At 59.6% G+C, this 15347-nt stretch carries 11 protein-coding genes; 5 read left to right on the plus strand and 6 right to left on the minus strand.

What is annotated here, in order from left to right; genetic code table 11:
- Positions 1-129 precede the first annotated feature (129 nt).
- Together AB4P91_RS03885 and AB4P91_RS03890 are read right to left on the minus strand one after the other, a co-directional pair.
- A complete protein-coding gene (locus AB4P91_RS03885; RefSeq protein ID WP_395604348.1) occupies positions 130-1416 on the minus strand; it encodes an OprD family porin in 1287 nt (428 codons plus the stop codon).
- Positions 1417-1713: 297 nt separating this feature from the next.
- On the minus strand, positions 1714-2382 hold the full coding sequence (locus tag AB4P91_RS03890; RefSeq protein WP_395604349.1) for a DsbA family protein: 669 nt from the start codon (positions 2380-2382) through the stop codon (positions 1714-1716).
- A 256-nt stretch (positions 2383-2638) separates the two neighbouring features.
- On the opposite strand from AB4P91_RS03890, the gene AB4P91_RS03895 reads away from it, so the two are divergent.
- Complete coding sequence (locus AB4P91_RS03895; RefSeq protein ID WP_395604350.1) at positions 2639-4732, plus strand: TonB-dependent receptor; 2094 nt, start codon at positions 2639-2641, stop codon at positions 4730-4732.
- Positions 4733-4916: 184 nt separating this feature from the next.
- Here the strand turns inward: AB4P91_RS03895 and AB4P91_RS03900 are convergent, their stop codons facing one another.
- The 4 genes from AB4P91_RS03900 to AB4P91_RS03915 form a co-directional block, all read right to left on the minus strand.
- A complete protein-coding gene (locus tag AB4P91_RS03900; protein WP_150593862.1) occupies positions 4917-5129 on the minus strand; it encodes a hypothetical protein in 213 nt (70 codons plus the stop codon).
- Positions 5130-5374: 245 nt separating this feature from the next.
- Entirely contained in the window at positions 5375-6481 is a 1107-nt protein-coding gene (gene aguA / locus AB4P91_RS03905) for an agmatine deiminase (protein WP_395604351.1), read from the minus strand.
- A gap of 5 nt (positions 6482-6486) precedes the next feature.
- Entirely contained in the window at positions 6487-7365 is an 879-nt protein-coding gene (gene aguB, locus AB4P91_RS03910; protein WP_395604352.1) for an N-carbamoylputrescine amidase, read from the minus strand.
- Positions 7366-7670: 305 nt separating this feature from the next.
- Complete coding sequence (locus tag AB4P91_RS03915) at positions 7671-10583, minus strand: aminotransferase (RefSeq protein WP_395604353.1); 2913 nt, start codon at positions 10581-10583, stop codon at positions 7671-7673.
- 363 nt (positions 10584-10946) lie between these two features.
- On the opposite strand from AB4P91_RS03915, the gene rfbC reads away from it, so the two are divergent.
- From rfbC to AB4P91_RS03935, 4 genes are read left to right on the plus strand one after another with little or no spacing between them, the layout of a single operon-like run.
- Entirely contained in the window at positions 10947-11492 is a 546-nt protein-coding gene (rfbC, locus tag AB4P91_RS03920) for a dTDP-4-dehydrorhamnose 3,5-epimerase (protein ID WP_150593858.1), read from the plus strand.
- Between the two features lie 42 nt (positions 11493-11534).
- Complete coding sequence (locus AB4P91_RS03925; RefSeq protein ID WP_150593857.1) at positions 11535-13343, plus strand: ATP-binding protein; 1809 nt, start codon at positions 11535-11537, stop codon at positions 13341-13343.
- On the plus strand, positions 13340-14722 hold the full coding sequence (locus AB4P91_RS03930) for a sigma-54 dependent transcriptional regulator (RefSeq protein ID WP_150593856.1): 1383 nt from the start codon (positions 13340-13342) through the stop codon (positions 14720-14722). Before AB4P91_RS03925 ends, AB4P91_RS03930 begins: the two co-directional genes overlap by 4 nt.
- The gene (locus tag AB4P91_RS03935; RefSeq protein ID WP_047299311.1) at positions 14719-15174 is read left to right on the plus strand and encodes a YiiD C-terminal domain-containing protein; all 456 of its coding nucleotides are present in this window, start codon (positions 14719-14721) and stop codon (positions 15172-15174) included. Before AB4P91_RS03930 ends, AB4P91_RS03935 begins: the two co-directional genes overlap by 4 nt.
- Positions 15175-15347: the final 173 nt, after the last annotated feature.

Here is a 15347-nt window from a genome sequence, read left to right on the forward strand (position 1 = left end):
TGAAGCGACTGAAAAACAACTTTTACATGACAAAAAAACGGGTTTTTTCCGGTTTTTTATAAAAATCCGTCGAAAAAAAACCCCGAAACAGTCGGGGTTTTTCTCAAACTTCTTACACCTGATCGTTCATCAGAAGATGTTGATCGGGTAGTCCACGAATACACGCAGCTCGTTGCCGCTGACGTTGTACTCGCTGGATTTCTGCGAAACACGCAGGATCGAGCTGCGCAGTTTCACGCTCAGGTCTTTGGCCGGGCCACTTTGCACGACGTACTTGAACTGGTTGAAGATTTCGCGCTCGGTGCCGCCTTCGCTGGTGGACGTGGTGATGTTGTCGCCACGCACGTAAGCGAAGTTGTAGCTCAGGCCGGGTACGCCGAATGCGCCGAAGTCCAGACCGTAGCCCAACTGCCAGCTGCGCTCGTCTTCAGCGTTGAAGTCGGACCAGTAGGAGTTGGCCAGGTAGATGGTGTTGCCACCGTCGCCGACACGGTTCTGATCTTTCTGATAGCCGCCGTAGGCGTAGCCCAGGTTGCTGTCGCCGGTGGAGCGCTGGTGCGCCACGGTGAACGAGTGCGGGCCAGTGGCGAAAGTCGCTGCCAGGCTCCAGATCTTGTTGTCGTCGCCAGTTACACCGTTTTCGCGGACATAAGAGTTGTCCAGCTTGGTGCGATAACCGTTGAAGTCCAGGGTCAGCGACTGATCCTTGTTGAACGGCAACACGTAGTTGGCGTTCACGTATTGTTTCTTCAATACGTCTTCAACGTCGGAAGCGTACAGCGCACCTTTGAAGCGTTCAGTGAACTGGTAGCTACCACCTAAAACGTTGATGGACTTCAGACCACCGCTGTCACGGCCTTCATCGCTCTTGCGCGATTCGGCGGTGAAACGACCGGCGTTCAGTTCCAGGCCTTTGATCTCTCTGGAAGTGATCAAGGTACCGGTGTAGCTTTCCGGCAGCAGGCGGGAGTTGTCGTAGTTCAGCACCGGCAGGGCCGGCATCTGGTCGCCGTAGGTCAGCACGGTGTTGGAGAAGCGGAATTTCACCGCTGCGCCGGCCTTCGCTATGTCATGGTTCGCGCGACCGTCATTTTCTTGCTTGAAGAAATCGATACCACCGGCGCCGCTACGGCCTTTGCCGCCATCCAGACGCAGTGCGTACAGACCGAAAGCGTCCACGCCGACACCGATGGCGCCTTGAGTGAAACCGGACGAGAACGTACCGATGGCCGCTTGGCCCCACTCCGCTTTGTCGTCGTTACCGTCTTTGTAATCACGATTGATGTAGGCGTTGCGCAGCAGCACTTTGAGGCTGCTGTCTTCTTGAAAACCCTTGGATTCGGCCTGGTCGTTAGCCATGGCCTGTGTAGCGCTCAACATCCCCAGAGCGATCAGGCTGATTCGCTTGTTCAACATTTTATTTTCCTTATTTCGGGTTGAAACGCGCTGTGTCGAACGGCTGAAACGGCGCTATTGCGCTCTTTTTTCACCCCGAAACAAAAAGGCCCGCCCACGACAAAGTCATGGCGGGCCTTTTTATTATTTTTGAGTCATGGCGGTTGGCCACAGGCGTTGGGCCGAATCGTAGCCGCGCCCTTAACATTGTGTCAATTTCAAGAATCGTCTTTAAATAGGCGAAAATCGTCTAAGAAACGTAAATTTCCCGCTCACTCCTTGCACGGAAATGCGTTAACCCAGTGAATCCCGCGCATATCAAGCACAACCGTCAAGACCACAAAACGCAGAAGACTCGCCAGTACCATCACTGCGAATCGCCTGACCTAACCAATCGGCAAAGGCCTGCGGCTTGCCCAGCCAAGGGCTGATATCGATAAGCGTGTAGTGGCCGTCATGTTCCAACGCGAGCGTCGGGAATCCCTGCCCGCCCAACTGAGCCAGCAGTGCGCGACTGGCTTTTATATGTTGCTCGGTATCCACGGATTTAAGCGCGGGCTGAAAGATTTCCTCGACGTAGCCCAAGTCACTTGCGAGCTCCAGAAGGACAGATTCATCGGCAATCCGCCGCCCTTCCACGTAATGCGCAGCCTGCAAACGCCCGAGCACCTCCAGACCACGGCCGTCGATTGCCTCTGCCGCCAAAACGGCAGCGATCGGTGGTGTCGAGTCAAAGACGGCCGTGTGATCGCGCAGCAAGCCGTCGAAATACGCGTCGCCAAAAGGCTGCCCGGTGTATTCGGCAATGCGCCGATCGTGGGGCATGACGTAATTGCGCAACTGCGGTGAAACGCCTTGGCGGTTGGCGCCGCTCATCATCCCGCCCGCATGAGCGCTCACCGGCAGCACGAGTTGCGCCGCTTCCACCAGCGGTTTGGCGCCATAGCACCAACCGCACAAAGGGTCGTATATGTAGTGAAGGACCATCAGAAAACTCCGGCATAAATGTGGGAAAAATTGATGCCGGCAGACTAGTACTCAAGCCAATGCGGAAAAACGCCGGAATGGCTCTCAGACTGTTTCGTGAATCGGGCGAATTGTCCGAACGGTCAGGGTGTATCGAAACCGACACAAATGGAAACAATCGCGCAAGGGAACTTCTCAGGAATAATTAACGGAAGCAAATGCAAAGCATTACCATTCACGCGTTTGATTTTTCCCAACCTTCCGGATGCGCTTTTCAATGCCTGCCCCGTTCCGTCTTACGCCCATCACCCTTGGGCTTTCTGCTTTGCTGTCCAGCGGTTTTGCCTACTCCGCGACCGAATTACCCGCCACCGCCATCAGCGCTGAAACGCAAGCCGATGATCCGCGCGTCAAGGTCAGCAACACCGCGACCCGTACCTCGACCCCGGTGCGTTATGTGCCCCAGGCCATCGATTCGATCAAAACGTCGAACGTCGCCAATTACGGCACCAACAACATCGGCGATGCCCTGAGTGGCATGCCCAACGTCAGCAGCAGCGCCGACACCCGCTTCGACAGTTTGCGTATCCGCGGCTTCGACGCCAGCAACGACTTCTATCTGGACGGCATTCGCGACGACAGCCAATACAAGCGCGACTTGCACAATATCGAACGCGTCGAAGTGCTCAAAGGCCCGGCGGCCGTGTTGTACGGCCGCGGCAGTCAGGGCGGGATCGTCAACCGCGTGAGCAAAGCGCCTGAGGCCGGCCGCCGCTCGACCATCGAAGCCCAGGGCGGCAGCGAAGATCTGCGCAGCCTGTATGCCGACCTCAGCACCGACCCGAGCGAGAACATCAGCCTGCGCCTGAACATGGGCAACATGGATGAAAACAGCTTTCGCGACGGCGTCAGCGGTAACCGCCAACTGTTCGCACCGTCGATGAGCTGGCAACTGACGCCCGACCTGAACTGGCTGGTGCAATACGAATACAGTCGCTACAACCGCACCCCCGATCGCGGTATTCCGGGCGTGAATGGCCGGCCGGCCGATGTCGGCCGCGACACCACCTACGGCAACGATCACGACTTCATCGACGACAAGTCGCAATCGCTGCGCTCCAGACTCACTTACGACATCAACGACAACTGGCAACTGCGCCAGACCCTCGGCGTGTTCAAGCTCGACAGCGATTTCGACAACACCTACCTCACCGGTTACACGCCCGCGACCAACAAGGTCACGCGCCAGCACTGGCAGCAGGATCTGACCACCCGCAACGTCTACAACACCGTCGAACTGGAAGGTGGCTTCGATACGTTTGGCCTTGAGCATCGTTTGCTGACCGGTATCGAAATCGGCAGCCAGCGCCGCGATCCGACGTTGTACAACGCCGCCACCGGCAGAACGCCAGGCGCGCAGCCGGTGCCGTCGCTCGACCTGTTCAACCCGAATCGCGATCTGCGCCACACCGGCGCCATGCAGGTCTCCAGCAGCAGCCACACCGAAGTCGAAAGCCGCGCGGTCTTCGTGCAGGATCAACTGCGTCTGAACGATCAATGGCAACTGCTCGGCGGATTGCGCTACGACACGTTTGATATCGAGTCGACCAACAAGCTGCGCAACATGTCCGAAGATCGCGACAGCCACAGCACCAGTCCGCGCGTGGGCCTGGTCTGGACGCCACTGCAAAATCATTCCTTCTACGCGTCGTGGTCGAAGACCTTCTCGCCTGTGGGCGGCGGCCTGATCGGCATCTCGCCGGGGGCGGCGGGCAACACCAACGACCTGAGCCCCGAGCTGACCAAGCAGAAAGAAATCGGCGTGAAGAGCGACTGGCTCGATGATCGCCTCAGCACCACGCTGGCGATCTATGACCTGGAGCTCTACAACCGTCGCACCACCGATCCCAATGATCCGACCCTGACGGTGATGTCCGGTCTGCAACGCTCGCGCGGGATCGAACTGACCGCTACCGGCAACCTCGTCGGCAACTGGTACGTGCGCGGTGGCGTCGGTATGCAGGATGCGAAGATCGAGAAGGACAATAACGGCCTGGAAGGCAAACGCATCAACAACGTCGCCAAGCACAACGGCAGTCTGTTCCTGACCTGGAAACCGGAGATGGGCTGGTACGGCGAAACCGGCCTGACCCTGGTCGGCCAGCGTTATGCCGATAACGCCAACACCACCGTGCTGCCGGGCTATGGCCGCTGGGATGCGCTGGTCGGTTATCGCTTCAAGGACTGGGATTTGCGTACGGCGTTGAACAACATCACCGATCGCGAGTATTACGCGTCGGCGACCAGCGCCGCGCAGATCATGCCGGGGGCACCGCGTAGCGTGGTGATGACGGGGACCTATTCCTTCTAATCACCTTGAACCCTGCGGGAGCGAGCTTGCTCGCGAAAGCGGTGGATCAGCCAGCGAAGATACTGGCTGGTCTGACGCCTTCGCGAGCAGGCTCGCTCCCACATGAATGGGTATGTACAAAATAACCGTGCAAAAAAAAGCGCCGCCATCCCGGCAGCGCTTTCACCAATCCCTGTTGTTTTCCTTATCCTTCCATCACAGCCCACAACGCTTCCAGTTCGTCCTCGCTGAACAGGTCAGCGGGGTAGCGCTCGATCATCATCCGACGCGGATCGGGTTCCCTGATCTGACGCGTTCCATTGGACCTCAAAAAGTGCGCGACCATCTGGAGCGATTCGCCGTTTACGGCCATGGGATGCAATGTCCGCTCGCTGACTACGTTCACTTCGGCGTTCATTTCAGCGCTCTCTCCCCGTTCGTGAGCGGCTACGTTATCCAAGGTTTATGACAGAACTGTTGAAGTTCTCCTCCCTCCCTAGTGCACCGGGACAAATACAAGAGCTGTGCCAAAGTTTGCGATTTGTCGACAAGCGGATACAAAAAGGCCCGCAGTCCTGTCGGGCTGCGGGCCTCTATATGCACATAGCGAGCTAATCATTGCTCGGCTGTTTTGCCAATCAGCTCAAGCTGTTACGACTCAACTCACTCTTTGTGCGGCGCTGGCTGCTGTTGGGTAAGGCAGTGAATATTGCCGCCACCCAGTAACAGTTCGCGGCCCGGCACCATCACCACTTCATGCTGCGGAAACAGGTTCTGCAGAATTTCCCGGGCCGGGGCATCCATTGGATCGTCGAAGCTCGGCGCGATGATGCCGCCGTTAACGATCAGGAAGTTCACGTAGGAACCGGCCAGGCGCACGCTCGGATTACGCTCCTGCGAGCCATCCACCGGATCGACGCCGGCGCACTCTTCTTCGGTCGCATACAGCGGCCCCGGAATCGGCATCTTGTGCACCGTGAACGGGCGACCCTTGGCATCGGTGCTGTTTTGCAGCACGTTCATTGCCGCCTGGCAGCGCGGGTAGTTCGGGTCTTGTGGGTCATCGGTCCACGCCAGCAACACTTCACCCGGACGCACGTAGCAGCAGAAGTTATCCACATGGCCGTCGGTTTCGTCATTGAACAAACCGTCTGGCAGCCAGATGATTTTATCCACAGCCAGATTGTCGCTCAGCACCGCTTCGATCTCTTCGCGCCCCAGATGCGGGTTGCGATTGCGGTTGAGCAGGCACTCTTCGGTGGTGATCAACGTGCCTTCGCCGTCGACATGAATCGAACCGCCTTCAAGTACAAAACCTTCAGTGCGATAGCGCGGGCTGCGCTCGATCTCGAGGATCTTGCCGCCAACCTGCGAATCGCGATTCCACGGCGCGTACAGACCACCGTCGAAGCCGCCCCAAGCGTTGAAGTCCCAGTTCACACCGCGCACTTCACCGTTGTTATTGATGACGAATGTCGGGCCGCTGTCGCGTACCCAGGCGTCATCGCTGGACATCTCGACCACGCGGATATTCGGCACGTCGAGGCGCGCGCGGGCGTTTTCGTACTGGCCGGCGGACACGGCAACGGTCACCGGCTCGAAACGGGCGATGGCTTTGGCCACCACCGCGTGTGCGGCCTGCGCCGGTTTGCCGCCCAGACGCCAGTTGTCCGGGCGCTCGGGCCAGATCATCCAGGTCTGGGTTTGTGGCGCCCACTCGGCCGGCATGTGGAAGCCGTCGGCGCGTGGGGTACTTTTCAATGTGGTCATCGGGATCAGGACTCCAGGGAACCGTCGAGGGTTTTCAACGCGCCGTACAGATTCGGCCGGCGGTCGCGGAATGAACCCCACGCGCTGCGAATATGTTCCAGCTCGTCGAGGTTGAAAGTGTGCACAAGAATACCTTCTTCGGTTTTATTCAGCTCCTGCACTTTTTCGCCGAACTGGTTGGCGATGAACGATGAGCCGTAGAAGGTGATGTCGTAGCCATCCTGTTCTTCGTTGCCAATACGGTTGCTGGCGATCAACGGCATCAGGTTTGCGCCGGCATGCCCCTGCTGCACGCGCTGCCAGTGATCGCGCGACGAAATAGTCTTGTCGTGCGGCTCACTGCCGATCGCGGTTGGATAGAACAGGATTTCCGCACCTTGCAGGGCCATGCTGCGTGCAGCTTCCGGGAACCACTGATCCCAGCAGATGCCCACGCCGATTTTCGCATAACGGGTGTCCCACACCTTGAAGCCGGTATCGCCCGGGTTGAAGTAGTACTTCTCGTGGTACCCCGGGCCGTCCGGAATGTGGCTTTTACGATAAATCCCGAGGTTGCTGCCATCGGCATCGATGATCGCAATGCTGTTGAACCGCGCACGCCCGGCCAGCTCGTAAAAGCTGATCGGCAACACCACTTGCAGTTCTTTGGCGATTTTCTGGAAATGCTTGATGGCGACATTCTCTTCAACCGTCGTGGCCAGTTGCAGATAGTCCGGGTTGGGCTTCTGGCAGAAGTACGGCGCTTCGAACAATTCCTGGATCAGGATGATCTGCGCACCTTTGGCAGCGGCTTCGCGCACCAGTCTTTCGGCAATGTCGAGGTTGGCTTCCAGATCCCACGAACAGGCCATCTGAGTGGCGGCGACGGTAACGGTACGGCTCATGAATCATCTCCGGGCAAGTGCTTTGAAGGTCGAGGATTCGACCGAAGAGAAAAAACGCACGCACCGGACAGCCATCGCCATGCCGGAGCAATGGCGACTTTATAGCCGATAAATATCGGCTATAAAAGCTTTAAAAAAGTATTTCGTCTGAAATGATAAGATTAATACCGATACAAATCGAACTTACAATCCGAAAAAAATGTGGGAGCGAGCCTGCCCGCGAACGCGATGTGTCAGTCACTGAAAAGGTCGACTGACACACCGCTTTCGCGAGCAGGCTCGCTCCCACAGCGGATTTGCAGGGTTTACAAGCCTTCGGTAAGCACCCGATCGAGCATGTCGACGAAGAAATCCACACTCTGACGCGATGTCACCATCGGCGGTTTGATCTTGAGAATGTTCAGGTCATCGCCGGTCGGCTGCATGAAAATCCCCAGCTCGCGCAGGCGATCACACAGCAACGTGGTCTCTTCAGTCGCCGGCTCCAGCGTCTCGCGATGACGGATCAGTTCCACACCCAGATAGAAACCGGACCCATGCACCGCACCGACCAGCGGATGTTTATCGATCAACGCTTCGAGCCGCGCCTTGAAATGGCCACCGACTACCTGAGCGTTCTCCCAGAGCTTTTCTTCTTCCATCACATCCAGCACGGCCATGCCGATCTGGCAGCTCACCGGACTGCCGCCGGCCGAGGAGAAGAAGTAACCCTCGGCTTCCAGGGCCTCGGCGATTTCCCGGCGGGTGATGACCGCACCCAGTGGCTGACCGTTGCCCATGCCTTTGGCCATGGTGATGATGTCCGGCACTACGCCCTGCTCTTCGACACCCCAGAAGAAATGGCCCATGCGCCCGTATCCAACCTGCACTTCGTCGGCAATGCACACGCCGCCCTGCGCGCGCACCAGCGCATACACCTGCTTCAAGTAACCCGGCGGCAGCGATATGCCCCCGGCATTGCCGTACACCGGCTCGCAGATGAACCCGGCCAATTGGCGTTTCTGTTCGGCGATTTTTTCCAGATGATGTTCGACGCTGCGCACGTAGTCCGGCGCCGAATCGAGGCCGCGGAATTCGCCACGATACGTGTTCGGTGCCGGCACCGGATGCACCCAGTCCGGACGGCTTTCGAGGGCTTTCGGGTTGTCGGCGATCGAGGTCGACACCGCATCGGCACCGATCGTCCAGCCGTGATAAGCCTCCAGCACGCTGATCATGTCGCGACCGCCGCTGTAGGCCCACGCCAGACGAATCGCCAGGTCATTGGCTTCGCTGCCGCTGTTGACCAGAAACACCCGATCCATCCCTTCCGGTGCCAGTTTCAGCAAGCGTTCGGAAAATTCGGCCACCGCCGCATAGTTGAACCGCGAGTTGGTATTGAGCAGCGACCACTGACGGGCCGCGACTGCCGCCATGCGTGGATGGCCGTGACCGAGCACCGCCACGTTGTTGAGCATGTCGAGGTACGAACGGCCCTGCATGTCGATCAGGTGATTGCGCCAGCCGCGTTCGATGCGTGGCGGATCGACGTAATAATGTTTTTGCGTGCGGGCGAAACTGGCATCTCGGCGTTCGAGCAACGTTTGCGAATCCAGCTCCGGTTCGGCATCGCAGGCCAGTCCCAGCAAAGCGGCCGGTGACGGGCACAACGACTGCCACGCCGGTGCATGGGACGGCGTACAGAACAACGGCGCCTCCAGATCCGCGCCGCGAATCAGTTGCACGCTCAATGGTCCGCTGACCGCACCCAGCACCTGACCTTTGACCAGCGCCGCGCCACTGTGCAGCGTTGGCGCCACCCCCCACAGCCGAACGCTGAGCTGCGGGCCGTCCAGTTGCAATGCCCCGCCTGCCCTTTGATGCAACACGCCGGCAAACGGCGCTTCCACTGCAGTGCCATTCGGCACGCGCAACTCGACGTGCAGCGGGAAGGTATCCGGTTCATCCGCGCTGTCCGGCCGGGTGCGTGACAAACGGTACTGACCATAACGACTCGCCGCCAGACCATGGGCGGCGGCGGCTTCGTTCAGCAGGCGTTGGTCAATGCCCTCCTGCTCCCAGTTGCCGGCCTCGAAATGCGGGCTGAGTACACCGAGATCGATGAGCGCAAATTCACGCCCGACCAGCTCTGGCAACAACGGGGCGAAACCCTCGCTGTTGATTGCCGGCAATGTCTGACCCACCGCACTGAGAATCGCCGCCTCCATCAACGCCAACGGCACTGATGTGGCGACGCGGAAAATCTCCCACTCGTGACTGAGGTTGTCGCGGCTGTAGGTGTTATCCGGATCGATACTGACTTGTTGTTCGCCGCTGAGCACCAGCACCGCTGCACGGGCGACGATCAGCGGCCATAACGCTTGCAGCTCTTCATGTTGCAGCGGATTGACCGCGTGATAGGCCTGAACCGCCGGCAGAATCACAAACGGATCGCCACCGGCATGGTGCAGCAACGCCGCGCAGGTCACTGACAGATCGGTGACACGCCAGGTGCGCACCAGATCGCCGAAGTCGATGACACCCTGCAATTGCCAGTGGCGGTGCGCGTCACGCTGCCAGACCACATTGTCATCGGTGATGTCCATGTGGATCGCCTGCACCGGCAGTTTTTCCAGCAACGGCTGCAAACGGCGCTCGGCCTGCCTGGCGACGTCGGCGATCAACGTGCGTTGCTGCTCGTCCTTGATCACCGGTAGCAAGTGGGCGATCAATGCGCTGGCGTGGCGCGCATCCCACTGCAACGTACGCTCCAGACCTGCATGGTCGAACCCGGCCAAAGCCAGGTCCATCTCACCGCAGAGCCGACCAAACCCGGCGACCACGGCGTGGCCCAGGTGATCGAGGTGCGTCAGCGGCTGGCCTTCGATGTAATCCAGCAGTCGCACATGGACGGCCTCACCGTCGACCTCAAGCGACAGCAAATCCTCACCGCTATTGGCCGCAATCACCCGCGGCACATGCACATCAGAGTGCTCGGCCAGATACTTGAGGCCGGCGTGTTGGGCCTGTAGCTCTACCAGGGCGTAGTCGCCCCGGCAGATTTTCAGTACAAACCGCCCGCGCGCACTGTCAACGCGGTAGTTGAGATCCTGCTGGCTGCCGAGGGCCTGCAGCGTGCCGCTGAGCCCGTAATGCTCGGCCAGCCATTGCGAGGCCTGCGCCTCGCTGACATGCGGGCTGGGCAGACTGGCGCGATGAATCAACGTGGCGAGCGACATGAAACGACCCCTGAAATTTTATTAGGCGCTTATATCGCCATTGCTTCTGGCAAGACGCAACCCCTTATACCGATTCCCGATCCGACCAAGAGGCCAGCGGATTCCCAAGACAGCCATTGTTGATTTTTCCTACAGGATTTTCAGATTGCGTTTCGCTGCAGGCCTCTTCAACCTGTACCGCCTCAAGCCCACCCGTCAGGGTAAACCTCAGCAAAGTGTCTCGGCGCCGCCTCGCACACTCCAATGAAAGCTGCACAACATTGCGCGTCGCTTACGTCGTATGGACTACGCTGGCAGCACTCGCACCAAACCGCACTTTGCGCAAGAATGTCAGCCATCCACTCAACATTTCTGGAAATCCGCATGAATGTAATCACCACCAACTTGCCCGGTGTTCTGATTATCGAACCCAAGGTGTTCGGTGACGAGCGAGGTTTCTTCTATGAGAGTTTCAACGCCAAGGCGTTCAAGGACGCAACTGGCCTTGATACCCAATTCGTGCAAGACAACCATTCGCGCTCGCAAAAAGGCGTGCTGCGTGGCCTGCATTACCAGCTGCAAAATACCCAAGGCAAACTGGTCCGCGTGACGGCCGGTGAAGTGCTCGATGTGGCCGTGGACATCCGCCGCAGCTCGCCGAACTTCGGAAAATGGGTGGCCATGCGCCTGTCGGCCGAAAACCATCGTCAACTCTGGATACCGGAAGGTTTCGCCCACGGTTTTGTGGTGCTGAGCGAGTTTGCCGAGTTCCTCTACAAAACCACTGACTACTACACCCCTTCGGCGGAGCGCAGCATTCGGTGGGACGATCCTGATCTTGGCATCGACTGGCAATTGGACGAAGCACCAAAGTTGTCAGCGAAAGATCAGACGGCAGTGTTGTTCAAGGACGCTGACGTCTTTTCCTGAGGCCGGGCATAATGCGCCTGTCACTACAGGCGCATCCGGCATATGAAACCACCTCTCCCCCGCAGACCCCGCTGGCGCAGCCTCGCCCTGCTGGCATTGTGTCTGGCGCCGCTGCTGTGGCCGCTGGAACATCTGGCCGAGCGCTATTACCGCAGCGAACTGGCCGGACAGAATCGCCAGACCCTCGACCTGTACGTCGCCAACCTGCTGGGCACCCTGCACCGTTATGAAGTATTGCCGCAGATCCTCGGCGACCTGCCAGCCCTGCGCGCCGTGCTCGGAGCGCCGGACGATGGCGTCACCCAAGGCAATGCCAATCGTCTGTTGAAAAACATCTCGGCCCAAACCGGTGCCGAAGTGATGTACCTGATGGACACCTCCGGGCAAACGCTGGCGGCGTCGAATTGGGACAAACACGACAGCTTCGTCGGCCGTAATTTCTCCTTCCGCCCGTATTTCAGCGAAGCCATGGCCGGGCGACTTGGACGGTTCTTCGGTCTCGGCACCACGTCGGCCAAACGCGGTTACTTCTTTGCCGCCGCCGTGCGCAACGGTGAAAAAATCATCGGCGTACTGGTGATCAAGGTCGATCTCGACCACACCGAAAGCCTCTGGGGCAAAACGCCGGAACAACTGCTGGTGACCGACCACAACGGCGTGGTCATCCTTACGTCACGCCCGGAATGGCGCTTTCGCTCGACCCGTGTCTTGAGCGATGCCGAGCGCTTGGCAATCACGGCGATCCAGCCCTACCCGACCCGCGAACCCCGGCCGCTGAATCTCAGCACCGACGCCTGGCTGACACAAACCCACGACATCGCCGAAACCGGCTGGAGCGTCAGCATCCTCGCGCCGCGCACGCTGATTGATCGGCCGGTGCGCACGGTGGTCGCCATCGGCGGCGCCACGCTGCTGGTGGTGATGTTGCTGGTGGGTCTGATGATGCAGCGCCGCCGCCACTATCTGGAGCGAATCGCCTTCGAAGCCAAGGCGCGGCAGGAACTGGAAGGCCGGGTCGCCGAACGTACCAGCGACCTCGAAGGCCTCAACCGTCGTCTGAAGCAGGAAGTGCTGGAGCGTGAACAGGCGCAGCAGGAATTGGTGCGCGCTCAGGACGATCTGGTACAAGCCGGCAAACTGTCGGCGCTGGGCACGATGTCGGCGAGCATCAGCCATGAACTCAATCAACCTCTCGCGGCGATCCGCAGCTACGCCGAAAACGCCGAAGTGTTGCTCGATCATCAACGCACCGAAGAGGCGCGCGGCAACCTCAAGCTGATCAGCGAATTGACCGGGCGCATGGCCTCGATCATCGCCCATCTGCGCGCCTTCGCCCGCCGCGATCGGCACGCCCCGGAAAGCGTTGCCCTGCAACCGGCGCTGGATGATGCGCTGGCCTTGCTGGCCAAACGTCGACGGAGCATGGAAGTCGAGTTGATCCGCGACCTGCCCGCCGCCACCTTGTGGGTCGAGGCCGGGGAAACCCGCCTGCGCCAAGTGCTCGGCAATCTGCTGGCCAACGCCCTCGACGCCCTCACCGAAAAAGGTCCGCCGCGCAAACTGTGGCTGAGTGCCGAATCCACGGCCGATGGCGTCAACCTGTACATTCGCGACAACGGTCCGGGTTTCTGCATGGAAGCCCTCGGCCGCGCCAGCGAGCCTTTCTACACGACCAAGACGCGCACCCAGGGTCTGGGTCTGGGCCTAGCGATTTGTGAAACCCTGATGCGCGCCTTCGGTGGTGAACTGTCGTTCGCCAACCACAAGCAAGGTGGCGCCTTGATAACCCTGCGGCTGCGTGCCGGTGCGCCCGGGGTCAGCCTGCAACCGTCCGAGGATCGAAGTGCATGACCATCGACAATCGCATTCAGGTGGTGTTGATCGACGACGATCCGCACCTGCGTCAGGCCTTGGGCCAGACACTGGATCTGGCCGGGCTGAAAATCCTGCCGCTGTCCGAAGCCAAGGGCCTGGCCGGACAACTGGAACGCGACTGGCCGGGCGTGGTGGTCAGTGACATCCGCATGCCGGGCATGGACGGTATGGAATTATTGAGCGAACTGCACGCTCAGGACCCCGAGCTGCCCGTGCTGCTGATCACCGGCCACGGCGATGTGCCGCTGGCCGTGCAGGCGATGCGCGCCGGGGCGTATGACTTCCTTGAAAAACCCTTCGCCAGCGACGCCCTGCTCGACAGCGTGCGCCGCGCGCTGGCCCTGCGCCGCCTAGTGCTGGACAACCGCAGTCTGCGTCTGGCCCTTAGCGATCGCAACGAATTGAGCACGCGACTGGTCGGCCATTCGCAGCCGATGCTGCGCCTGCGCGAGCAGATCGGGGCGCTGGCGGCGACCAAGGCTGACGTGCTGATCCTCGGCGAAACCGGCGCTGGCAAAGAGGTTGTGGCCCGTGCGCTGCATGACCTGTCGAGCCGTCGCAACGGGCCGTTTGTGGCAATCAATGCCGGTGCGCTGGCCGAATCGGTAGTGGAAAGCGAGCTGTTCGGTCATGAGCCGGGCGCGTTCACCGGCGCGCAAAAACGCCGTATCGGCAAGTTCGAATTCGCCAACGGCGGCACCTTGTTCCTCGATGAAATCGAAAGCATGAGCATGGATGTGCAAGTGAAACTGCTGCGCATGCTGCAGGAACGAGTCGTCGAACGCCTGGGCGGCAATCAACTGATCCCGCTGGATATCCGCGTCATCGCCGCCACCAAGGAAGACCTGCGCCAGGCTGCCGATCAGGGCCGTTTCCGTGCCGATTTGTATTACCGCCTCAACGTCGCGCCGCTGCGCATTCCGCCGCTACGCGAGCGTGGTGAAGATGCATTGATGCTGTTCCAGTATTACGCCGATGAAGCCAGCGCCCGCCACGGCTTGCCACCTCACGAATTGCAACCGGCACAGCGCGCCCTGCTACTGCGCCATACCTGGCCGGGTAACGTGCGAGAGTTGCAAAACGCGGCCGAACGCTTTGCGCTGGGCCTTGAACTGGCGCTGGATAACAGCGGCGACGAGGGCGGCGGCGCCACCGTCCAAATCACTGGCGGCGGGCTCAGTGAGCAAGTGGAAAACTTCGAGAAGTCGTTGATCGCCGCCGAACTGGCACGCACCCACGGCTCGGTACGCAGTCTTGCCGAAGCGCTGGGCATACCGCGCAAGACCCTGCACGACAAACTGCGCAAACACGGCCTCAACTTCGGCGACAGCAGCCATGGGGAGGAGAACGAATGAACCCGGACACTCACTATCTGGAGTCGGTGCTGCATCGCGATATTCCCCTGACCCGGGACATGGGCATCAAGGTACTCGACTGGCAGGCACAGCAGTTGAGTCTGCATTTGCCTTTGGAGCCCAACGTCAATCACAAAAGCACCATGTTCGGCGGCAGTCTCTACTGCGGCGCGGTGCTGGCGGGTTGGGGCTGGTTGCATTTGCGCTTGAAGGAAGAAGGGATCATCGACGGCCACATCGTGATTCAGGAAGGGCAAATCAGTTATCCGCTGCCGGTGACTGGGGATGCGACAGCCATTTGCCCGGCGCCGGATGCGGCGGTGTGGAAGAAGTTTCTGGCGATGTATCAGCGTTACGGGCGGGCGCGGTTGACGCTGAATACTCGGATCGTCAATGCCGGAAGTGATGAGGATGCGGTGACGTTTAGCGGGCAGTATGTTTTGCACCGCTGAAGGTCAAGAGCCCCTAACCCTAACCCTCTCCTGGGGGGAGAGGGGACCGATTGGGGAATGCTTCAAAGATCCACCGACCTGAAAGAACCTTGTTGAATCCATAATCGACTCGATCTTTCAGGTCGATGTACGACGCAACACATCTCGGTCGGCCCCCTCTCCCACTGGGAGAG

The sequence above is a fragment of the Pseudomonas sp. B21128 genome (genome assembly GCF_044218865.1).
GTDB lineage: Bacteria > Pseudomonadota > Gammaproteobacteria > Pseudomonadales > Pseudomonadaceae > Aquipseudomonas > Aquipseudomonas iridis.

Coding starts and splice junctions, on each gene's coding strand:
- AB4P91_RS03885 (WP_395604348.1), bottom strand. CDS start 1,416: ATGTTGAACAAGCGAATCAGCCTGATCGCTCTGGGGATGTTGAGCGCT.
- AB4P91_RS03890 (WP_395604349.1), bottom strand. CDS start 2,382: ATGGTCCTTCACTACATATACGACCCTTTGTGCGGTTGGTGCTATGGC.
- AB4P91_RS03895 (WP_395604350.1), top strand. CDS start 2,639: ATGCCTGCCCCGTTCCGTCTTACGCCCATCACCCTTGGGCTTTCTGCT.
- AB4P91_RS03900 (WP_150593862.1), bottom strand. CDS start 5,129: ATGAACGCCGAAGTGAACGTAGTCAGCGAGCGGACATTGCATCCCATG.
- aguA (WP_395604351.1), bottom strand. CDS start 6,481: ATGACCACATTGAAAAGTACCCCACGCGCCGACGGCTTCCACATGCCG.
- aguB (WP_395604352.1), bottom strand. CDS start 7,365: ATGAGCCGTACCGTTACCGTCGCCGCCACTCAGATGGCCTGTTCGTGG.
- AB4P91_RS03915 (WP_395604353.1), bottom strand. CDS start 10,583: ATGTCGCTCGCCACGTTGATTCATCGCGCCAGTCTGCCCAGCCCGCAT.
- rfbC (WP_150593858.1), top strand. CDS start 10,947: ATGAATGTAATCACCACCAACTTGCCCGGTGTTCTGATTATCGAACCC.
- AB4P91_RS03925 (WP_150593857.1), top strand. CDS start 11,535: ATGAAACCACCTCTCCCCCGCAGACCCCGCTGGCGCAGCCTCGCCCTG.
- AB4P91_RS03930 (WP_150593856.1), top strand. CDS start 13,340: ATGACCATCGACAATCGCATTCAGGTGGTGTTGATCGACGACGATCCG.
- AB4P91_RS03935 (WP_047299311.1), top strand. CDS start 14,719: ATGAACCCGGACACTCACTATCTGGAGTCGGTGCTGCATCGCGATATT.